Below are 20841 nucleotides of genomic sequence, written 5' to 3' on the forward strand. Positions count from 1 at the left end.
CTCGTTCCTCGCTTAGACGCACGCTACGCAAATCAACCGCGTCGTTTCGCTCGCGGCTGCTAGCGTACTGGGAGCTCGGCCGCGCCGGTTATGCGCAGCAGGTCCTCGTAGGTGATGGAGAACATTGAATTGTGGTCTCCCGCGCCGGCCCACAGTTCTCCGTGATCCTGCAACGAGCTGTCCAGGATGGTCCTTATCGGCTGGGGGTGGCCTACGGGTGCCACTCCGCCCACTTCTTGTCCAGTGTGTTCAAGGACGAAGTCAGGCTTGGCGCGCCGGATCTTGCCCGTCCCCAGTTGGCGGGCCACCAGGACCGTGTCCACCTTTGCGGCGCCGCTGGCGAGGATCAGCAGGGGAGTGCCGTCCACTTCGAAAACAAGGCTGTTGGTAATGGCAGCGACCTCACAGCCCAGTACGGAAGCTGCTGCCGCCGCCGTCGGGACCTTCTCCTCGAAGATACGGACCGTATCCTTGGCTCCGAGCGCAAGGAGGGTTTTCCTGACGGTTTGGACAGGATCGCGGAGACTCTCAGTAGCCTTGGGCATCCAGGATGGCGTCTTCCTCTTCTTCGGACGTACGGCGCTTGTTCTTTCGTGGGGCAGGGGCGGGCCGCTTGCGGGGACCAACGGCGGACATGGTTTCCTCGTCGTCCTCATCTTCGGCATCAATCGCTGCGTTGCGCGCCTGCTGCCGGGCGGCGTAGCCGAACCCGATGAACATCAGGACGCCGAAGGCAAACCACTGCAGCGAGTAGGACAGATGGGTGCCTTCTTCCGTTGCCGGTTTCGGGAACGGGGTAGGCATGGGTTGCACGGCCGGTGCTTCGCTCGCCAATTGGCCGTACGCGCCCGTTTCGATCGTATAGGGCAACTCACCAGCGAACCCCGGCAGATCGATGGACGCCAGTTGCCCCTCCACCGCCCCGCGGTCCAGCTTCGGTTCCGATGGCTTGAGGCGGGCCACCACGGTGACCTCACCTGTGGGTGGGGACGGAACGACGTCGGGCCGTCCCGGGGTGTTGTTGCCGATCGGCAACCAGCCACGGTCGATCACCACGGCCTCACCGGTGGTGAGGCGGAAAGGAACCACGACGTCGTAGCCCGGCTGACCGTTCAACGGCCGGTTCCGGACCACTCGCTGTCCGTCAAGATCGTAGGTTCCGCGCAGTTCCACCTGGGTCCATTCGCGCTCGGGATCGAGTTGGCGGAACTCGTCCTTAATGGCGGCGAAGGGCACCGGGGTGGCCGAATAGTTGCTGACCACGCGGTTGATTTCGGCCAGTGTTTCCGCGCGCCGGTCCATTTGCCAGCGTCCCAGGAACACACAAGCCGTAGCGAAGATAACGGCCAGGACAAAATAGCCCAGCCACTTGCTGGAAAACAGGAAGCGGTACATTCAGCGGGCCCCGCCTACGGACGCCTCGTCCGACTCGAACGGCACCGTTTCCTTCCATAGTCCGCGCGTCTGCAAGTAGTCTTCGAGCCACGCGCGGTGTTCGTCACATGCCAGCCACACCTTCCGGCGCTCAGGGGTGTGAATGCGTGGGTTGTTCCACAGGAGTTGCCAATCCGCGCCATCACGGCAGCCTTTGCGGGAGCACAGCGCCTTTTCCGGTACCGCTTCCTGGCCGCCTTGACCAAGGCCGCCGAGGGTGAAGATGTTCATGAAGCCGCCCGTTCGTCGCCGGCGTTCCCGGCCTTCGTAGATGGTGTGTCGTCGGTGGTGCCTTGGGGCGGAGTGCTGTCCTGGTCCGGATCCTCGTCCACCAACTCCCCCTGGAGGACGGTGACCGTTTCTTCGGGTTCTTCTTCGGCTGGTTGCTGCGACCCCTCGATTTCGGGCGTGGCAACATAGTCCAGCAAGGACTCACTGTGGTCCTCTGCCATGTCGCTGCCATTGGCGATGACAACCGCGATCCACGGCAGGAAGACGGCGCCGGCCACCGCGACGATCTTGAACCAGCCATCCACCACGAAGATCAGGATGATGCAGACCATGCGGATACCCATGGCCAGTGAGTACTTGATCATCCGCTGACGCATGTCCTCGGAGTGGGCGGTGGCGGCGTCCGTGATGCTGTGCACTTCGGGGTCGCTGGAAACAGCGTCCGGGTCCCCGGGCACCTGCTGCATGGGACTGTTCTCTCGTGTCACAGCTGAATCATCACGCTCCAAAGGCTCCTATCAATTCTCTCACCATCGCGGTACTGGCCCAAACCGCTGGCCACACCGGTTACCCGCGCGTTGCCGGGTCCGGCGGCTAAGATCGAGGCAGGTAAAAACCCCTCTTCACCGTGGCACACCCCTGCCGCAGAACCTGGAGCGAATGAATGTCTGAAGCAGTATCCACCGGCCGGAGCGTCCTGGTTACGGGTGGCAACCGAGGAATCGGCCTGGCGATCGCTGAGTCCTTCCTGGCCAATGGCGACAAGGTTGCGGTGACCTACCGTAGCGAATCAGAACTCCCTGAAGGGATTCTGGGAGTGAAGGCCGACGTCACCGATGAAGGATCGATCGATGCCGCATTCAAGGCGGTCGAGGAAGCCCACGGGCCCGTGGAGGTGCTGGTGGCGAACGCCGGCATCACCAAGGACACCCTGTTGCTCCGGATGAGCGAGGACGACTTCACCTCGGTTTTGGACACGAACCTCACCGGCGCGTTCCGCGTCATCAAGCGGGCGTCCAAAGGCATGATCCGCCTCCGGAAGGGCCGCGTCATCCTGATCTCTTCGGTATCCGGCCTGTACGGTGCGCCAGGACAGATCAACTACTCGGCCTCAAAGGCCGGCATGGTTGGCATCGCCCGATCGCTCACCCGTGAACTCGGCAGCCGCGGCATTACCGCGAATGTGGTGGCGCCAGGATTCATCAACACCGACATGACGGCTGAGCTCCCCGAGGAGACACAGAAGTCCTACCTGGCCAACGTCCCGGCCGGCCGCTTTGCCGAGGCCTCCGAGGTAGCCAACGTGGTGCGCTGGGTTGCCAGTGATGAAGCCGCCTACATCTCCGGTGCCGTCATCCCCGTCGATGGCGGACTGGGCATGGGCCACTAGCCGTTGCCGCACTAGCCGATCAGGCAGTTTTTGTTGGCGCTCCACAATCATCTTTCCGGCACGCGCTGGCAAGATGGAATCCGAGCCCACAGTTTTTGGATGAAGTGAACAAAAGGAGCACGTATGGGAACGCTGGATAACAAGACTGCCATCGTCACGGGATCATCCCGCGGTATCGGAGCCGAAGTTGCCAAGATCCTCGCGGGCGAGGGTGCCGCCGTCGTCGTTAACTACCGCCAGAAGGCCCCGCGGGCCAATAAGGTGGTGGCTGGGATCCAGTCCGCAGGTGGACGCGCAGCCGCCGTCGGCGCGGACCTCACCACGGATGAAGGCGTCCATGCCCTGGCCAGTGCCGCCATGGAGGAGTTCGGATCACTCGACGTCCTGGTGCTGAATGCCTCCGGTGGCATGGAAACGGGCATGGAGGAGGGCTACGCATTGAAGCTCAACCGCGATGCCCAGATCAATATGCTGAACGCGGCCGTGCCGCTCATGCCCGAGGGTTCGCGGGTTGTCTTCGTGACCAGCCACCAGGCCCACTTCGTCGAGACCGTACCCACGATGCCTGAGTACGAGCCCGTAGCAAAGAGCAAGAGGGCCGGCGAGGATGCGCTCCGCGCCCTGTTGCCCGATCTTGCCAACAAGGGCATTTCGCTGGTGGTCGTCTCCGGCGACATGATCGAGGGAACGGTGACGGCTACTCTCCTTGACCGTTCCAACCCCGGTGCCATCGAGGCACGCCGTGCAGAGGCCGGCAAACTGTACTCCGTGGAGGAGTTTGCGGCCGAGGTGGCCAAGATGGTCACGGCCGACGTCGAATCGGGCCACACCGAGTACGTTGGTGGCGCCGATTACTTCGGTAAGAGCGAGCAGTAGCGGCACACGAGGAAGAGGCCCGGGATGGCATCCCGGGCCTCTTTCACGTTAAACGGACCTTCATCCCTGGCTCAACACTTCATGACGATTTCATAAATTATTGCCATTCTTTCGTCACGAATTTCATTAACTTGTTTCCAGATTCTAATTTTGCATTAAAGTTCGCCATCTGATTGACTCGGCAATACGCCTGCGTCCGTAGTTGCGTGCAATATTGTGCCTTGGGCAGCGCGCATCAACGGGCTTTTCCTGCCAGTCCCTCCGCGATTCTGCGAACAAGGAGCTTTATTGGACCTGCTACTGCACGCCGACGATATCCGCGCGTCCTATGACCAGCGGCGCATCCTCAAAGGCGTCAGCTTCTCATTGCACCGGGGTGAAATCCTGGGATTGATCGGAACCAACGGTGCCGGCAAAACCACATTGATGGGCGTCCTGGCTGGAGCCCACAAACACGACGGTGGCCGCATGAATCTCGCCGGAGAAAAGTTCGCACCCGACTCCCTGGAAGAAGCCCAAGCCTGCGGTGTCGGCCTCATTCCGCAAAACTTCCGGGTGGATCCTGAATTAACGGTTGCCGAAGCCATATTCCGCGGGACGTTCCAAGCGGGGAAAGCCCACGGGGAATTAAGGGAACAAACAGCGAAATTGATTCTGGACGCCGGGATTGACCTTGATCCGGACATGGAAGTCGGAGCCCTGATCCGTGCGGAGCAAACTTTGGTGGAAGTTCTCCGGATGGTTGCGGAGGAAGCCCAGCTTGTCATCATGGACGAAGTTGCGGCCTCCTTGCCGGACCACGACGTTGCCGTCCTGCACAAAGTCCTGCGAATGCTGAACCAGCAGGGCAGGGCGATCATCTACATCACCCACCGGCTCGATGAAGTGCGGTCCATAGCCCACCGCATCGCGATTCTGCGTGACGGGCGGGTTCATCGCGTGGTGGACGCAAGTCAGACAGACATCGCCGAACTCGCTTTCATGCTCTTGCAGCAAAAACTGGAGCCAAACGCCCGTCCCGTGGAACTGGCTACCGGTGAAGAGGCGCTGCGGGTGGTGAACCTGGGTGTAGGTGACGTGGTCCGCGACGTCACGTTCAACGTGGCCAAGGGCGAGATCTTTGGCCTCGTGGGTACGCACCGCTCCGGGATCTACCCTTTGATTGGTGCCCTTGTAGGGACGAACCCCAGCACCTCCGGGGAGATCTTCATGCACGGCGACAAGGTGGAAATCAGGGAACAGCCGGATGCCAAGCGTTTGAAGATCGGGTTCCTGTCAGAGACGGACGACAACTTTGAGGCGAGTGCCACCGTCGCCGACGGGCTTCAACAGGTGGCGGACGACCATGAGGTGAGCCTCCAGGACGAGGTGATGCAGCTCCGGGGGGTCATTGAACTTGTCAGGCGCATGCGGATCAACACCACGAACATCCACGGAACCATCGCAACATTGTCCGGCGGCGACCGGCAGAAGGTGCAGCTCGCCAAGTGGATGACCACCGATTGCGACATCCTGATCCTCAGCCACCCCAGCCGGGGCATCGACATCGGCGCCAAGGAAATCGTTTACAAGATGCTCCACGAACTCAGCCAAACGGGAGTGGCCATTATCCTGCTGTCATCTGACTTGTCTGAACTGGTTGGGTGGTGCCACAGGATCGGCGTGATGCGGGACGGCGAAATGGTTTCCATCGAAGCGAACGCAAATACCAACGAGGATGTCTTGGTCCACCACATGTTGGGCGAGAAATTCGAGGCAGCATCCCGGGAGCCCAGGCGCCAAAAGAGTTAGTTCGTTGGGAGATGAAGAAGGGGTGGTCCTCAGGAGGACCACCCCTTCTTCATTCGGTGACACTAGATGGTGATGCCCTTGGCCAGGTTCTTGAGCTTGTGGCGGGCCAAGGCAAGGTTCGCGTAGGTGCGGTCCAATACCAGGTAGACAAACAAGCCCTTGGAGCCGGCCGAGTTCAACACGTTGATCAAGTGGTACTGGGTATCCAACGTGATGAGAATGTCTTCGATATCGCTCTCCAGGTTCAGGTCGGACATGGTGCGCAGTTTTGCGCTGACCACATTCGAATTGCCTGCCGCCGCGACGCCGAGATCGAAGCCGGGGCTTCCGCCCTGGGCCAAAGCCATGCCGCTGGTGTAGTCAACCACGGCGGCACCGGTGGCGCCTTCAATGGACAGTAGTTGCTTTACGGCTTCGTCAAGTGAACTCATATTCCGATCTTCCTGTTCTGTTTCCTTGGTGGAGGGTTGCGGGAAGTAATCGGTGGTGGATTCGCGGAACGGAACCTCCAGGAAACCCGGCTCCCCAACCACCGCCTTCCCATGGGGCGTGCCCGTGCCAGGGTCTTCTTCCTTGAGTACCTCTTCCAGGAAGGAGGCAGAACCTGTTGTCGGGTCAGGGGACCCATCGGCAAGGGGACCTTCAGTAAGGCGTCTCCACCATTTCCAGGTGCGCTGTGAACCTTCCACTTACCGTCCTGGCGTCCATGTGGTCCTGACGGCCACATGGTGCGTTGCAGACGTGAAGATATGGTTCATGATGCTCCTGGGTCAACGATGGGACGCCAGGCAGCACCTCATCGAAGGAACCTCTGTCAACGAGTCGCCGGACCATGGCAGCCGGACACAACAGTTAAGTGTCGGGAACCCCGGTTCGTGACGACGATTCATCCACGGAGAAACGGCCGCATGCATCGCTGGATCCGCGGAACCGTTCTCCTCGACCACGGCGGCGAGGAAATCCGGCTCAGACGTTGGCGATATGCCGGACCGCGTCGAGGTAAGGCATGTTGATGGCCGCGTCCGCCACGGCCCGTACGGCCGGCTTCGCGTTGAAAGCCACGCCGATCCCAGCGGCCCCCAGCATGTCGAGGTCATTGGCACCGTCGCCGACGGCGATGGTGTGCTCAAGGTCGATGCCTTCGGCTGCAGCCCACTCCCGCAGGTACTTTTCCTTTGCGGCGCGGTCAATGACAGCGCCCAGCACCTTGCCCGTCAGCGCGCCGTCGACGATTTCAAGCTCGTTGGCAATCCAGTAATCGAGGCCGAGTTCCCCGGCAAGCGGACCAAGAATCTGGTTGAAGCCGCCGGAAACAACAGCCACCACATGGCCGGCCGCCTTGAACGCGGCAACGAGCTCTGCCGCACCCAGGCTGAGGCGCACCTCGGCACGAACGGAATTCACGACGTCGACCGGCAAGCCTGCCAGTACTGCGACGCGGGCGTGAAGGCTTTGGGCAAAGTCGAGTTCGCCGCGCATCGCCGCTTCGGTGACGGCCGCGACTTCCTCCCGCTTGCCGGCGTAGGCAGCAAGCAGTTCAATGACTTCCTGCTGGATGAGAGTGGAGTCGACGTCCATGATGAGCAGCTTCCGCGACGCCTTCCGGAGGCTTTCGGGCACCAGCGCCGTATCCATGCCTGGAGCATCCACCCCGGCAACAGTGCGGCGCAATGCAGCCACGTCTTCTGCCGTGGCTGCGGCGACGTTGAGTTCAGCGGTATGCACTGCGTAACGCCCGTCACCGGACTGTGATTCTGCTGACACTGTGACGCCGGCGCCCGTGAGTGCCTTGCGCACGCCATCAAGGGATTCGGGGGACAATGTCATGCCATAGCTGACCGCAGCCAAGTTCGAAGTCATGCCCTCAATCCTAGCGAGGCGGCTATATGTACCCGAATTGGTTTCGCCTGGTAAACAAGGACAAGTGCCGGTTATCAGTCATGTTCATTTTTGTCCTAGTGTCTACTGCTATGAGTGATGTTCTGGAATTGGCTTCCGTCAGCGTTGTCCGAGGCAAAAAAACCCTGCTGGACAAAGTGGACTGGCAGGTCAACGAGGGCGAACGCTGGGTCATCCTGGGACCCAACGGCGCGGGCAAGACCACGCTTCTGCAGATTGCTGCCGCACGTCTTCATCCCAGCAGCGGCAAGGCCGGCATCCTCGACGAAACCCTGGGCCGTGTGGATGTCTTCGAACTCCGCCCCAGGATCGGCCTCTCTTCGGCTGCCCTTGCCACCCAGATCCCCGAGCACGAGAACGTGCTTAACGTCGTTGTCACCGCGGCCTACGGTGTCACGGGCCGCTGGCGCGAAGGCTACGAGCGCGACGACGAACGCCGCGCCTTTGGTCTCTTGAACGACTGGGGGATGGGGCCGCTGCTGAACAGGACCTTCGCCACGCTGTCCGAGGGAGAGCGCAAGCGCGTCCAGATCGCCCGGGCACTCATGACCGACCCCGAACTCCTGCTCCTCGACGAGCCCGCGGCCGGGCTGGACCTTGGCGGACGCGAGGAACTGGTCCACAAGCTGGGCGAACTTGCCCAGGACGAAGCCTCCCCGGCAATGGTCCTCGTGACGCACCACCTTGAGGAAGTGCCGCCGGGCTTCACCCATGCCATGTTGCTGCGCGAAGGCGAAGTGGTGGCCGCGGGGCCCATCAACGACGTCCTGACCAATGAACACCTCAGCAGCACCTTCGGCCTTGAGCTGGACGTCACCGAAAACGCTGGCCGCTACACGGCCACTGCCCGCCGCTAGGCCGGAAACGCATATTCACTATGGAAATTCTTAGCAGCATCCTGGTCTTTTTCGCTGGCCTCTGGGCGGGCACCATCAACGCCGTCGTGGGATCCGGCACCCTGGTCACCTTCCCGGTACTTATCGCACTCGGTGTGGTTCCCGTGGTGGCCTCCATGAGCAATGCCATGGGCCTCGTCGCAGGCACCGCAGCTGGCGCCTGGGGCTACCGGCGCGAGCTGAAGGGCCGGGGCAGGCAACTGATGAAGTTGATGCCGGCCTCCCTCCTTGGCGGCATTACCGGCGCCTGGCTCCTCCTTCATTTGCCGGAGAAAGTCTTTGGCTATGTCGCACCGGTGCTGCTGGTTGCGGCCTTGCTGATGGTGCTGTTCCAGCCGAAGCTGCAGGGCTGGATAAAAAACCGCGAGCAGAACCCGGAGCACGCCCTCAAGGACAAGAGCCACGGCATCCTCCTGGTGGTCCTCATCTACCTCGCCGGCGTTTACGGCGGCTACTTCGTTGCAGCCCAGGGAATCCTCCTGGTAGGCATCCTTGGCGTGTTCATGTCCGGCACCATGCAAAACGCCAATGCCATGAAGAACATCCTGACGCTCACGGTCAACATGGTGGCGGCCATCTCCTACCTGATCTTCGCCTTCGACCGGATCGACTGGCTGGTGGTCCTCCTCATTGCCGTGAGCTCCACCATTGGCGGCCTGGTTGGCTCGAAGGTGGGCCGCAAACTCTCGCCGAAAGTCCTCCGCAGCGTCATTTTCACCCTCGGCATTGTGGCCCTCGGTTTCATGATCGCCAATCTCCTGAAGTAAACCCATCGTGACCTTCCACTATCTCGAAGCTGCGGACGACCCCCGCGTCTCCGACTACACGACGCTGACAGATGTCCATTTGCGCAAGCTGCGTGAGCCGGAAGAGGGAATGTACATCGCAGAGTCGTCCCGCGTGCTTCGCCGTGCACTGGCTGCCGGGCACCAGCCACGGTCCTTCTTCCTGGCGGAGAAATGGATCGACGACCTCGCGGACGTCTTCGAGGCATACCCCGAGGTTCCGGTCTTCATTGGCAAAGCCTCCCTGCTGGAAGAGATCACCGGCTTCCACCTGCACCGGGGCGCGATGGCTGCCATGCACCGGCCTGCCCCGGTAGCCCTGCCGGAACTGCTCGCCGGCGCCCAGCGAGTGGCGGTGCTCGAGGACATCGTGGACCACACGAATGTGGGTGCCATCTTCCGCTCCGCGGCGGCCCTCGGCGTGGATGCAGTCCTTGTCTCGCCGCGCTGCGGTGACCCGCTGTACCGGCGCAGCGTCCGCGTCAGCATGGGGACCGTATTTCAAGTTCCTTGGGCCCGGTTGGAAAACTGGCCCGGGGATCTGGCGCTGCTGCAGGAGCAAGGTTTTACTGTCGCGGCCATGGAACTAACGGATGACGCCCTGGACCTTGACGAACTGGCGGCCCGGGAGATCCCCAAGCTCGCGTTGGTGCTCGGCACCGAAGGAGCCGGCATGAGCGCCGGGACGCTCGCCGCCGTCGACCTTGCAGTGAAGATTCCCATGCGTGCCGGCGTCGACTCCCTCAACGTCGCCGCTGCCTCGGCGGTGGCTTTCTGGGAGCTGCGTCCCCGCGATTGACGCGGGGCCGCCCACTGGTTCGTGCAGATGGAAAGCATCAGGTAGGATGGTTTGTTGGTCCGGACGTTGAAATGAGTTATGGCATCTACGGACCACCTCCATTCATACCTGGCAGCTGGCAAAATCCAGCTGCGCGAACAAAGGTCCAATTATGAAGTCTGATATCCACCCGAAGTACGAAGCTGTTGTCTTCAACGACCTGGCTTCCGGCGTCAAGTTCCTGACCAAGTCCACCGTGTCTTCCTCGAAGACCATCGAGTGGGAAGACGGCAACACCTACCCGGTCATCGACGTCGAAATCTCCTCGGAGTCCCACCCGTTCTACACGGGCAAGCAGCGCATCATGGACTCCGCTGGCCGCGTCGAGCGCTTCAACGCTCGCTTCAAGGGCTTCGGCGGCAAGAAGTAACCCACTTCACCCCAAGTCTTCTCGAAGGCCCGCATCACCGGTTTCCGGCGAGGCGGGCTTTTGCGTTTTCCGGCAAGATGGAAACCATGACTTCCCTCCCAGCACAGGAAATGAACGACGACGGCACGCACCTTCACGGGGAGTACAAAGTTCCCGGCGGGAAGCTGGTTGTGGTTGATCTGGACGTCGTCGAGGGCCGGTTTGCGAATGTCTCCGTGAGCGGAGACTTCTTCCTTGAACCCGACGAAGCACTCCTGGACATCAACACGGCTCTCACCGGGCTCCCCGCTGAATCGTCGGCTGCGGAGATCGCGTCCGCCGTCAACTCGCGGGTTCCGGAGGGGGCAGTGCTGTTTGGCTTCTCGGCGGAGGCCGTGGCCGTCACCGTCCGGAGGGCCTTGTCCAAGGCCACGGGATGGGCGGACCACCAATGGGACGTTATCCCTCCGTCAGTCCTTCCGACACCTGTCAACGTGGCCCTCGACGAAGTCCTGACCGAGGAGGTGGGCGCTGGACTCCGGAATCCCACCCTCCGTTTTTGGGACTGGGCGGAACCCTCCGCGGTGATCGGGAGCTTCCAGTCCGTCCGCAACGAGGTGGATCCGGAGGGTGTCGCGAGGCACGGGGTGACAGTGGTCCGCCGCATCAGCGGGGGAGGGGCCATGTTCATGGAGGCGGGCAACTGTATCACCTACTCCCTCTACGTGCCGCAGACCCTGGTTGACGGGATCAGCTTCGCCGACTCCTACGCCTTCCTTGACTCCTGGGTCATGGCCGCCCTGGAGAAGCTCGGCATCAGTGCTTTCTATGTGCCGCTCAATGACATCGCCACGGACCAAGGCAAGATCGGTGGCGCGGCCCAGAAGCGGCTGGCGAACGGCGGCATGCTGCACCACGTGACCATGAGTTATGACATCGATGCGGACAAGATGGTGGACGTCCTGCGGATCGGCAAGGAGAAGCTCTCCGACAAGGGAACCCGCAGTGCGAAGAAACGGGTGGACCCCTTGAGGAGGCAAACAGGCCTCGCCCGGACGGCCATTATCGACGCCATGCAGGAGGTCTTTACAGAGCGCTACGGTGCCGTCGTGTCGCACCTGACGGATGCCGAGTTGACCGAGGCCAGGAAACGGGTGGACACCAAGTTCGGCACCGCCGAATGGCTCAACCGCGTTCCCTGACCCCGGCTGCCTCCTCTGCAAGGGTGGATGTCAGCCTGCTGCCTGCGCTGTCAGGGCGCGCAGCAGGTGGCTGCGCTGCTCGATGATGATCCGGCGCAGGGCGCGGGGCGCGTCTGCGTGCTCCTGCAACCACTGGTCGGTCCGTAGCACCACGGGGTGGGCGACAGGGTCGGTCCCCTCCGGGAGGTCCTGGGAAGCGGGGAACAGGCCCCGGACAATCCGGCCGGCGATCTCGATGGAACGCTCTGCCCACACCGTCTCAAGAGCCTGGAAGTACGGTTCGATATAGGGGTCGAGCAGCGCGGTGGGCGCCACCATGAAGCCGTTGATGGTGGCCGACAGGATCTCGTTGGAGAGCTCCGAGCCAAGAACGGCGGCTTTCCAGGCGGACGCCTTGACAGCATCGTCCGGCCGGGCCGCCATGGCCAGCGCGTGTCCTTCATGGCCCGAAGCCGTTCGGTCACCCACCAGCTCTGCGTCCAATTGCTCCTGGGAAGCCTGCCCATGCGCCGCCAGCGCCTGCCAGAGGCTCCACCGAAGCTCCGCATCCACCGTCAGGCCATCGATCACCACGCCGCCCTCCAACAGGCCCATCACCAGCGGAAGTTCCCGGTCCGAATGCCGTGACATATCTGCCAGGGTGCGCGCCCAAGCCAGTTGCTGGTCCGAGCCAGGCAGTGCAGCGCGAAGTTGGCGCGCTGCCACGGACAGGAACCCGGACCTGACCTTGTCCCGCTGGGGAGCCGGAACGTAGCGCCCGGCAGCAAAGGCGGCATTGGCCAGCACGTTGAGGAGCACGCCGATGCCGGTTTCCGCAGGAGCGAACTGTTCTACGGCGGACACGTACTGCGACGATGGCGTCACGCCGTCCCGCGCAGCGTCCCACAGGGCTGTCCAGCACAACGCGCGCGCCATGGGGTCCTGGATGCGGTGCAGGGACATACGGACGGTCTGCTCTGAAACCGTGTCCAGCCTGACCTTGGCATAGCTGAGATCGTCATCATTGACCAGGAGCAGGGCCGGGCGGGGTTTTCCGGAAAGCCCGTCCACCAAGGTCCGCGGGCCGGCCACATCCACCTCAATGCTGTCCACGCGGACCAAAGCGCCGTCCTGGTCCGGGTCGTACAGCCCGATCCGCATCCGGTGGGGACGCAATTCCTGGTCTCCGGTCAGCGGGTCCACCGCATCCTGCGTCAGTGTCACGGCCCCAAGGATGCCGTTGTCCTCGACGATCTCGGCACCGATCGTGGAGATGCCGGATGTCTGAAGCCATTGGCGGGCCCACACGGCTAGGTCCCGCCCGGACGCGTCGCTGAGCGCGCGCAGGAGGTCGTGGAGGGAGGTGTTGCCATATTCGTGGTTGCGGAAGTACTGCCTGGATCCGGCAATGAAGGCGTCGAATCCAACGTAGGCAACCAATTGCTTGAGCACCGAGGCGCCCTTGGCATAGGTGATGCCGTCGAAATTCTGTTTGGCCGCCTCCAGGTCGGGGATGTCGGCAACGATCGGGTGCGTGGTGGGCAGTTGGTCCTGGACATAGGCCCAGGCCTTGCGCTTGCTCGCGAAGTTCACCCACGCGGTGTCCCAGTCCGTGGCCCGGTCTACGCCCAACGTGCCCATGTAGTCGGCGAAAGACTCCTTCAACCACAAATCGTCCCACCAGGTCATGGTCACCAAGTCGCCAAACCACATGTGGGCCATCTCGTGCATGAGCGTGTTGGCACGTGCCTGGTACTGGGCGTCCGTTGCCCGTGACGCGTAGACGTACTTTTCGGTGAACGTCACCAGCCCGGGGTTCTCCATGGCTCCAAGGTTGTACTCGGGAACGAAGGCTTGGTCGTACTTCCCCCACGGGTACGGATAATCGAAGAGTTCATTGAAGAACGCGAGGCCCTTCTTGGTGAGTTTGAAGAGCTCACCGGCATCAAAGGACCCAGCCAAAGACGCGCGGCAGTAAAGGGCCAGCGGAACATCAAGGCGGGTGCCGCCGTCGAGCGTTGCTCCCCAGTGGTCCGTCGCCTTGAAGTACGGGCCAGCCAAAACGGTGGTGATGTAGGTGGACATCCGGGCCGTTGTGGCGAAGTCCCACAGGGCCGCGGACGGATCGTCGCGCAGTGGCGTCCGCGCCACCTCAACACCGTTGGAGGCAACTTCCCATCCGGTGGGCGCGATCACGTGGACGGTGAATTCGGCTTTCAGGTCAGGCTGTTCGAAGTTGGCGAAGACGCGCCTGCTGTCCGCCGGTTCGTACTGCGTGTAGAGGTAGCACTTGCCGTCCGCGGGATCCACGAAGCGGTGCATGCCCTCGCCGGAACGGCTGTAGAGGGCCGTCGCGGAGACCGTAACCACGTTTTCTGCCGCAAGGCTTTCAAGGATGATCCGGTCCTGGTCTACTGCCAGGGCGACGTCCAAGGCGCGGCCGTTAAGGACGACGGACTCAACGGTGCCGCCGATGAAATCAAGGAAAGTGGCCGAGCCGGGCTCGGCGGAAAAGGCGATGGTGCTGGTGCTCGGGTATCCGGTGACTGCGGGATCTGCCGCGTTGCGGACATCGAGGGTGACGTCGTAGGAATGGGTGGTGATCAGGGCTGAGCGGGTAGCGGCTTCTTCGCGCGACAAATTGTGATTCGACACACAGCCATCTAATCATGCGCCAGGTGACGGCCTGACGCGGGAGGCCTGCGAAACCGCGACACAATCAGCGCGAAATGCGCTCGACCCAAAAAGGTGATTGTCTATTTCCCATGTCTGACCTCTTCCAGGATTACTCAGAGGCCGCCGCGCGCAGCGGTGCCTATGACGAAATGTTTGCCAACGGCCACGTCGCCAGAAAATCCTACGGTCAGGTTGCCGGCGCCCTGCAGGAGCTTTCCCTGGCGGATGTCACCGCCCGGGCCGACTCCATGGCCCGCAGCTTCCTCGACCGTGGCGTCACCTTTGACTATGCGGGCGAGGAGCGGCCGTTCCCGCTGGACATTGTTCCCAGGGTCATCCCGGCTGACGAATGGGATGTGCTGGAACGCGGTGTGGCCCAGCGCGTCAAGGCCCTCGAAGCCTTCCTCAACGACGTCTACGGGCGCATGGCGGTGGTGGCGGACGGCGTGATCCCGCGCCAACTGGTGACCACCAGTGCGCACTTCCACCGCGCCGTGCATGGCTTCGAACCGTCCGGCGGTGTCCGCGTCCACGTTTCGGGCATCGATGTGGTCCGTGATGCGGCGGGCACGTTCCGGGTCCTTGAGGACAACGTCCGCGTCCCGTCGGGCGTCAGTTATGTCCTGGAAAACCGCCAGGCGATGGCCAAGGGCCTTCCCGAGGCGTTCGGCCAGCAGCATATCCGTCCCGTGGAGGAGTACCCCCGCAGGCTTCTCTCGGCTCTTCGCAAGACAGCTCCGGCGGGCGTGGACGACCCCACAGTGGTGGTCCTGACGCCCGGGGTCTTCAACAGCGCCTACTTTGAGCACACACTCCTTGCGGGCCTCATGGGCGTGGAACTGGTGGAAGGCCGCGACCTCATCTGCCGCGGCAACCGCGTCTATATGCGGACCACCGCCGGCGAGCAGCGCGTGGACGTCATCTACAAGAGGATCGATGACGACTTCCTTGATCCGTTGCAGTTCCGTTCCGACTCCATGCTGGGTTGTCCCGGATTGGTCAATGCAGCGCGGGCCGGCGGCGTGACGATCGCCAACGCCGTGGGCAACGGCGTCGCAGACGACAAGCTCGTGTACAGTTACGTCCCTGACCTGATCCGCTACTACCTTCACGAAGAGCCGATCATTGCCAACGTCGACACTTTCCGGCTCGAGGAAAAGGAAGCCAGGGAGCATGTTTTGGACCGGCTCGAAGAGTTGGTGGTCAAGCCCGTGGACGGTTCCGGCGGAAAGGGCCTGGTCATTGGCCCGGATGCTTCCAGGGACGAACTCGATGCTTTGCGCAAGCGCGTGATCGCCGATCCCCGAGGCTGGATCGCGCAGCCTGTGCTGCAGTTGTCCACGGTTCCGACGCTGTCCGGAGACAAGTTCGGCCCCCGGCACGTGGACTTGCGTCCGTTCGCAGTGAACGACGGCGACGACGTCTGGGTCCTGCCCGGCGGACTCACCCGTGTGGCGCTCAAGGAGGGGTCGCTGATTGTGAACTCCAGCCAGGGCGGCGGATCCAAGGACACGTGGGTACTGGCCAATTCGCCGCAGATGCCGTCCGAATTCATTCCACGGCAATCAGTGACCGTTCGCGAACAGGTGTCCGTGTGGCCGGTGGAAAGCAACTGGCGGGACCGGCAGACGGAACAACAGCAGTGAGCGGCGTTCCGTTCCTCCCCACCCTTGAACTTCGACAAGCACCACGCGAAGGAGGCACAGCCGCATGCTGAGCCGTATTGCCGAGTCACTCTTCTGGATCGGCCGCTATGTTGAGCGCGCCGATGGCACCGCCCGCATCCTGGACGTCCACTTGGAACGCCTCAACCACTTGCCCCTTGAGGAACAGCGCACCGTGGCAAGGGACCTGCTTGCCGTCATGGGCGCCAAGCCGCAAAACGAGGACTTCGGCCTGCCCGAACTCCTGCATGCCCTGGCCTACGACAAGCAAAGTGCGTCCTCGATCGCCGGTTCCCTCGGGGCCGCCCGTGAAAACGCACGCCGTGCCCGCGAGACCGTGTCCCAGTCGCTCTGGGAGAGCCTCAACACCACCTACTACGGCCTTAACCAGCACCGCAAGGACGTGGTGGGCACCTACCGGTTCTGCAACTGGGTCCTGGAACGAACCGCCATGGTCCGCGGCCTCGCCGACACTACGGTGAGCCACGACGAAAGCTGGCTGTTCATGGTGCTTGGCCGCTCCCTGGAACGGGCGGACATGACCGCACGCATGCTCTCCACCCGCGACGTCCAGTCGGCCGGCATGTCCTGGGTCAACATGCTGCGGTGCGCCGGTGCGTACGAGTCGTTCATCCGGACCCGCAGGGCCGCTTTCGGTGACCAGCACGCCGCCGAGTTCCTGCTCCTGGACCGGCTCTTCCCACGGTCCATCGTCTACGCACTGCGTGATGCCGACGAGTCCTTGGCCAAACTGGATCCCTCGGCCCAGCGCGTTGGCTTCATCAACGATGCCCGCAGGATCGTGGGCCAAGCCCGCACCTTCCTTGAGTTCCACCGGACCGACGACCTGATGTCCGAGCTTCCCGAGCACATGGAACGTGTGCAGAAGGCCGTGACGCAGGCCTCGGACGCGATTTCCCGTAAGTACTTCAATCAGGCTGATGAGCACGCCTGGGTGGGAGAAGTTTCATGACCCGGTTGAGCATCGTCCACAAGACCGCCTACAAGTACAACCGCCGTGTGACCCTCAGCTACAACGAGGCCCGCATGACGCCGTTGACGGACGGCCAGCAAGTGGTCCTTGAGTCCTCGCTGAAGGTGAGCCCCAGCCAGGCCTCGGTGAGTACCTACCGCGACTATTGGGGTACCCGCGTTACCGCCTTCGACATGCAGATGCCGCACGAGAACCTTGAGGTCCTGGCGACTGCCACTGTGGAGGTCCACCGCACTGAACGGGTGGCGAACGACGACGATATTGTTGGCTGGGACGTCATCCGTTCCGCGAAGATCCAGGACGAATTCAGCGACTGGTTGCCGCAGTCACGGCTCAGCGGTCCGGGCGAGGAAGTCCTCAGCCTGGTTCCCGGCGTCGTCGAGGGCAAGAACCCGCATGAGGCGGCACTTGCGGTCTTCTCCTGGATGGCCGGTGAGATGACCTACATGAAGGGCACCACGGGAGTCACCACCAACGCCGAGCAGGCCTGGACCCAGCGTCAGGGTGTTTGCCAGGACCTCGCACACCTGGCCATCGGCTCGCTGCGCAGTTGCGGCATTCCGGCGCGGTACGTCTCCGGCTACATCCACCCGAGGTCCTCGGCGGACATCGGCGAAACCGTGGCGGGCCAGTCCCACGCGTGGCTGGAGTGGTGGGATGGCGAATGGCGCAGCTGGGACCCCACCAACCACAAGCCGGCGGGGGACTACCACGTGACAGTTGCCAAGGGGCGCGACTACCGGGATGTGCCGCCGCTGAAGGGAATCCTTTCGGGCGGCGGCGGCTCCGGTTTGTCGGTGTCGGTGGAGATTACCCGCCTGGCGTAGTGCTCACCAGGGCGAGGACTTGTAATCCTTGAGGAAGACGCCGTACTGGTCCTCGCCCTGCTCGCCCATCACGATCGGATCGTAAACCCGGGCGGCGCCGTCCACCAGGTCCAAGGGAGCATGGAAGCCTTCCTCCATGAGCCGGATCTTGGTGTAGTGCGGCCGCTCGTCGGTGATCCATCCGGTATCGACGGCGGTCATCAGGATACCGTCGGCGTCCAGCATTTCCTGGGCACTGGTCCGCGTCATCATGTTCAAGGCTGCCTTGGCCATGTTGGTATGCGGATGGCCCGGCCCCTTGTAGGCGCGGGAGAACTGCCCCTCCATGGCGGAAACATTCACGATGTACTTCCGCCGTGCCGTGGAGCGCTTCATCGCGCCGCGAAGACGGCTGACCAGCAGGAACGGTGCCGTGACATTGCACAGTTGGACCTCCAGCATCTCGAGCGGATCCACCTCATCCACCACTTGCGTCCAGCTGTTGATCGTGGCGAGGTCCGGAACCAAGCCACCGGCATCGATCGCCGTTCCGGATTCGATCCGTTCCAGGGAAGCGGACCCTGTGGACAGCGCCAACGAGGTAATGGCGTCGCCGGCGAGGACCGGGTGCTCGGTCACGCTGCTCGCCAGGGCCAGCGGGTGCTTGTCGTGGGCGTGGCCGAAGGTGACCAACTCGGGCCCACCGTTGGCCGTTTCGAGGGCGGCGGGCAACGGCTCGTCCTCCGCGTCCACCAATGGCTTGTAGGCATTGCCTGACCTGCGCACCGTCTGAGCCGCGTTGTTGATGATGATGTCCAACGGACCGGCCTCGTTGAGTGAATCCGTCAGTGCCATGACCTGCGCCGGATCGCGGAGGTCGATGCCCACGATCTTCAGGCGGTGCAGCCATTCGGAACTGTCCTCCATGGCCGCGAAACGGCGCGCGGCATCTTTGGGGAAGCGCGTGGTGATGGTGGTGTGGGCGCCGTCACGGAGCAGTCGCAGCGCGATGTACATGCCGATCTTGGCCCGCCCGCCGGTCAGCAGCGCCCTGCGCCCGGTGAGGTCCGTGCGCGCATCCCGCTTGCTGTGGCTGAATGCGGCGCACTCCGGGCACAACTGGTGGTAGAAGGCATCCACCTGGGTGTAGTGCTGTTTGCAGATATAGCAGGGCCGGGACCGGATGAGGTGACCGGCTACCTCACCGGTTGCCGAGGGGGCCAGCTTGTTGCCCCGGGTTTCGTCGTCAATGCGGTCCGGGGCCGCTGTGGCGGTAAGGGCGATCACCGCGCGGTCCGCTTCCGCGATCAGGTCCCGCTTGGTCACCCGCCGGTGACGCTTGACCGCCTTGAACATCTTGCCCGTGGCACGGCGGACGGCAATATAGTCCGGATGCTCTTCGTCGTAGGCATGGATGGTGGTTAAAACCTTGAGGCAGGCCTGGATCTCCTCAGGCGTCAGGTCGGTGGAGCTCATTGACCTGATTTTACAGCCTTGGGACCCCGGGGCCTGCCTCGGGTTGGTGGTGCGGGCTTCGTCAGTGCGCGGCGCCTTGGGAAGCTGCGTCCACCACGCGCGCCTGGATCCCGGCGGCTACTTTCTCGGCAGAGTCGCGAATGTCGGGATCGCCCTGCGTTGCTGCCTTGAGGGCTTCAGGAAGGCTGCGGCGGTACTCGGCGGAAAGCGCCAGCTCTTCTTCGCCGGGTTCCGGGACCACCTGGCCCTTGGCCAGCACCGTGATGCCGGATTCGGTGACCTTGTACCCCCGGGCCTTGTCCAAGGCCGCATCCACGCCAATGGCAGCACCGGCGGGGACTTTGACGTTCTTGTCAAGGATGGCCCGTTTGATCACGGCACCCTCCCCAACGCGAACCTTGTCCATGAGTACGGAATCCTGGACCCGGCTGCCGGCTTCGACGAAGACGTCGTTGGACAGGACCGAACCCTCAACAATGCCACCGGAGATCACCACGCCGCTGGCAACGATCGAATCCAGGGCTGTTCCCACCGTGCTGTTTTCGCCGCGGACAAACTTGGCCGGCGGGGAAATGCTCTGCCGGGTGTAGATCGGCCATTCGGAGTTGTACAGGTTGAAGACGGGGACGGGGGAGATCAGGTCCATGTGGGCGTCGTAGAAGGAATCGATGGTTCCTACATCGCGCCAGTACGTGCGGTCGCGCTCCGTGGCGCCCGGGATGTCATTGAGCGTGAAGTCGTAGACCCCTGCCTCACCCTTGTCCACGAAATACGGGATGATGTCGCCGCCCATGTCGTGCTTGGTGTCCAGCCGTTCGGCATCCACATGCAACGCTTCCACCAGGGCGTCGGCGTTGAAGACGTAGTTGCCCATGGAAGCCAGGAACTGGCTGGGGTCGGCCGCGAGCCCAGGCGTGCTGGCGGGCTTCTCGACGAAGGCGGCGATCTTCTGGGGATCGTTCTGGTCGACCTCGATCACGCCGAACTGGTTGGCCATGTTCAGCGGCTGGCGCACGGCTGCAACGGTGGCCTTTGCGCCGCTGGCAATGTGCTGCTCAACCATCTGCGAGAAGTCCATGCGGTAGACGTGGTCAGCACCCACAACAACCACAATGTCCGGGGCGTCGTCGTGGATCAGGTTTAAGGATTGGTAGATGGCGTTGGCGCTGCCGAGGAACCAGCTCTTGCCCACCCGCTGCTGCGCCGGAACGGAAGCGACGTAGCGCCCCAGCTGGGTGGACATGCGCCAGGTCTCGGAGATATGGCGGTCCAGGCTGTGCGATTTGTATTGGGTCAGCACAACAATTCGCAAATATCCCGAATTGACCAGATTCGATAGTGCAAAGTCAATAAGCCGGTAACCGCCGGCAAACGGTACAGCTGGCTTGGCACGGTCTGCTGTCAGCGGCATCAGGCGGTTGCCCTCTCCACCGGCCAACACGATTGCCAAAACTTTCTTCAACGCCATGGTCACAGCTCCCCGTACGTCTTCGTAGCCCCCAAAAGTCCGATTTTCCGGACTCTTTCACACTAGAACACATACGGCTGAACGACT

20 protein-coding genes are annotated in these 20841 nt (G+C 62.6%); 11 read left to right on the forward strand and 9 right to left on the reverse strand.

All coding sequences use genetic code 11. The annotated features are described in order from the left end of the window. Window positions 1-59 precede the first annotated feature (59 nt). The 4 genes from ACIPY3_RS08210 to ACIPY3_RS08225 are packed head-to-tail and all read right to left on the reverse strand — an operon-like array spanning window position 60 to window position 2174. Window positions 60-545 carry a YbaK/EbsC family protein gene (locus tag ACIPY3_RS08210; protein WP_400332354.1) on the reverse strand — a complete coding sequence of 162 codons (486 nt, stop codon included), beginning with the start codon at window positions 543-545 and terminating at the stop codon, window positions 60-62. Beyond that, window positions 529-1395, reverse strand: coding sequence for an SURF1 family protein (locus ACIPY3_RS08215; RefSeq protein WP_400332357.1), 867 nt, complete (start codon window positions 1393-1395; stop codon window positions 529-531). The genes ACIPY3_RS08210 and ACIPY3_RS08215 overlap by 17 nt, the downstream gene beginning before the upstream one ends. Continuing rightward, complete coding sequence (locus ACIPY3_RS08220) at window positions 1396-1665, reverse strand: hypothetical protein (protein ID WP_400332359.1); 270 nt, start codon at window positions 1663-1665, stop codon at window positions 1396-1398. Further along, window positions 1662-2174, reverse strand: a complete 513-nt coding sequence (locus ACIPY3_RS08225; RefSeq protein WP_400332361.1) for a DUF3099 domain-containing protein — start codon at window positions 2172-2174, stop codon at window positions 1662-1664. The genes ACIPY3_RS08220 and ACIPY3_RS08225 overlap by 4 nt, the downstream gene beginning before the upstream one ends. Window positions 2175-2329: 155 nt before the next feature. On the opposite strand from ACIPY3_RS08225, the gene ACIPY3_RS08230 reads away from it, so the two are divergent. The 3 genes from ACIPY3_RS08230 (at window position 2330) to ACIPY3_RS08240 (ending at window position 5722) form a co-directional block, all read left to right on the forward strand. Continuing rightward, window positions 2330-3055: a beta-ketoacyl-ACP reductase gene (locus ACIPY3_RS08230; RefSeq protein ID WP_400332363.1), complete on the forward strand. Its 726-nt coding sequence runs from the start codon at window positions 2330-2332 to the stop codon at window positions 3053-3055. A 123-nt stretch (window positions 3056-3178) separates the two neighbouring features. Next, entirely contained in the window at window positions 3179-3931 is a 753-nt protein-coding gene (locus tag ACIPY3_RS08235; RefSeq protein WP_400332366.1) for an SDR family oxidoreductase, read from the forward strand. 288 nt (window positions 3932-4219) lie between these two features. Then, window positions 4220-5722 carry an ATP-binding cassette domain-containing protein gene (locus tag ACIPY3_RS08240; RefSeq protein ID WP_400332368.1) on the forward strand — a complete coding sequence of 501 codons (1503 nt, stop codon included), beginning with the start codon at window positions 4220-4222 and terminating at the stop codon, window positions 5720-5722. A 62-nt stretch (window positions 5723-5784) separates the two neighbouring features. Here the strand turns inward: ACIPY3_RS08240 and ACIPY3_RS08245 are convergent, their stop codons facing one another. Together ACIPY3_RS08245 and serB are read right to left on the reverse strand one after the other, a co-directional pair. Continuing rightward, entirely contained in the window at window positions 5785-6411 is a 627-nt protein-coding gene (locus tag ACIPY3_RS08245) for a hypothetical protein (protein ID WP_400332370.1), read from the reverse strand. A 277-nt stretch (window positions 6412-6688) separates the two neighbouring features. Next, window positions 6689-7582, reverse strand: coding sequence for a phosphoserine phosphatase SerB (gene serB, locus ACIPY3_RS08250; protein WP_400332372.1), 894 nt, complete (start codon window positions 7580-7582; stop codon window positions 6689-6691). A gap of 110 nt (window positions 7583-7692) precedes the next feature. On the opposite strand from serB, the gene ACIPY3_RS08255 reads away from it, so the two are divergent. The 5 genes from ACIPY3_RS08255 (at window position 7693) to ACIPY3_RS08275 (ending at window position 11691) form a co-directional block, all read left to right on the forward strand. After that, the gene (locus ACIPY3_RS08255) at window positions 7693-8478 is read left to right on the forward strand and encodes an ABC transporter ATP-binding protein (RefSeq protein ID WP_400332375.1); all 786 of its coding nucleotides are present in this window, start codon (window positions 7693-7695) and stop codon (window positions 8476-8478) included. 20 nt (window positions 8479-8498) lie between these two features. Then, entirely contained in the window at window positions 8499-9284 is a 786-nt protein-coding gene (locus ACIPY3_RS08260; RefSeq protein ID WP_397321812.1) for a sulfite exporter TauE/SafE family protein, read from the forward strand. A gap of 7 nt (window positions 9285-9291) precedes the next feature. After that, entirely contained in the window at window positions 9292-10101 is an 810-nt protein-coding gene (locus ACIPY3_RS08265) for a TrmH family RNA methyltransferase (RefSeq protein ID WP_400332379.1), read from the forward strand. Window positions 10102-10252: 151 nt separating this feature from the next. Continuing rightward, window positions 10253-10510 carry a type B 50S ribosomal protein L31 gene (locus tag ACIPY3_RS08270; RefSeq protein WP_009358283.1) on the forward strand — a complete coding sequence of 86 codons (258 nt, stop codon included), beginning with the start codon at window positions 10253-10255 and terminating at the stop codon, window positions 10508-10510. Window positions 10511-10596: 86 nt separating this feature from the next. Further along, window positions 10597-11691, forward strand: a complete 1095-nt coding sequence (locus ACIPY3_RS08275) for a biotin/lipoate A/B protein ligase family protein (protein WP_400332382.1) — start codon at window positions 10597-10599, stop codon at window positions 11689-11691. A gap of 30 nt (window positions 11692-11721) precedes the next feature. On the opposite strand, the gene pepN is transcribed toward ACIPY3_RS08275, so the two are convergent. Continuing rightward, window positions 11722-14325, reverse strand: coding sequence for an aminopeptidase N (gene pepN, locus ACIPY3_RS08280; protein ID WP_400332385.1), 2604 nt, complete (start codon window positions 14323-14325; stop codon window positions 11722-11724). A 110-nt stretch (window positions 14326-14435) separates the two neighbouring features. Between pepN and ACIPY3_RS08285 the strand changes: the two genes are divergently transcribed. From ACIPY3_RS08285 to ACIPY3_RS08295, 3 genes are all read left to right on the forward strand, one after another. Beyond that, window positions 14436-15992, forward strand: a complete 1557-nt coding sequence (locus tag ACIPY3_RS08285) for a circularly permuted type 2 ATP-grasp protein (RefSeq protein ID WP_400332388.1) — start codon at window positions 14436-14438, stop codon at window positions 15990-15992. A 64-nt stretch (window positions 15993-16056) separates the two neighbouring features. Beyond that, complete coding sequence (locus ACIPY3_RS08290) at window positions 16057-16983, forward strand: alpha-E domain-containing protein (RefSeq protein ID WP_400332391.1); 927 nt, start codon at window positions 16057-16059, stop codon at window positions 16981-16983. Continuing rightward, a complete protein-coding gene (locus ACIPY3_RS08295; protein ID WP_397321818.1) occupies window positions 16980-17831 on the forward strand; it encodes a transglutaminase N-terminal domain-containing protein in 852 nt (283 codons plus the stop codon). The genes ACIPY3_RS08290 and ACIPY3_RS08295 overlap by 4 nt, the downstream gene beginning before the upstream one ends. Before the next feature lie 3 nt (window positions 17832-17834). Here ACIPY3_RS08295 and ACIPY3_RS08300 read toward each other — a convergent pair whose 3' ends face one another. Then, window positions 17835-19286 carry an SDR family NAD(P)-dependent oxidoreductase gene (locus tag ACIPY3_RS08300; protein ID WP_400332394.1) on the reverse strand — a complete coding sequence of 484 codons (1452 nt, stop codon included), beginning with the start codon at window positions 19284-19286 and terminating at the stop codon, window positions 17835-17837. A 61-nt stretch (window positions 19287-19347) separates the two neighbouring features. After that, window positions 19348-20760 carry a glucose-1-phosphate adenylyltransferase gene (gene glgC, locus ACIPY3_RS08305; protein ID WP_400332397.1) on the reverse strand — a complete coding sequence of 471 codons (1413 nt, stop codon included), beginning with the start codon at window positions 20758-20760 and terminating at the stop codon, window positions 19348-19350. Window positions 20761-20841: the final 81 nt, after the last annotated feature.

The organism is Paenarthrobacter sp. NPDC089714 (genome assembly GCF_044748905.1).
In the GTDB taxonomy this organism is placed as follows: domain Bacteria; phylum Actinomycetota; class Actinomycetes; order Actinomycetales; family Micrococcaceae; genus Arthrobacter.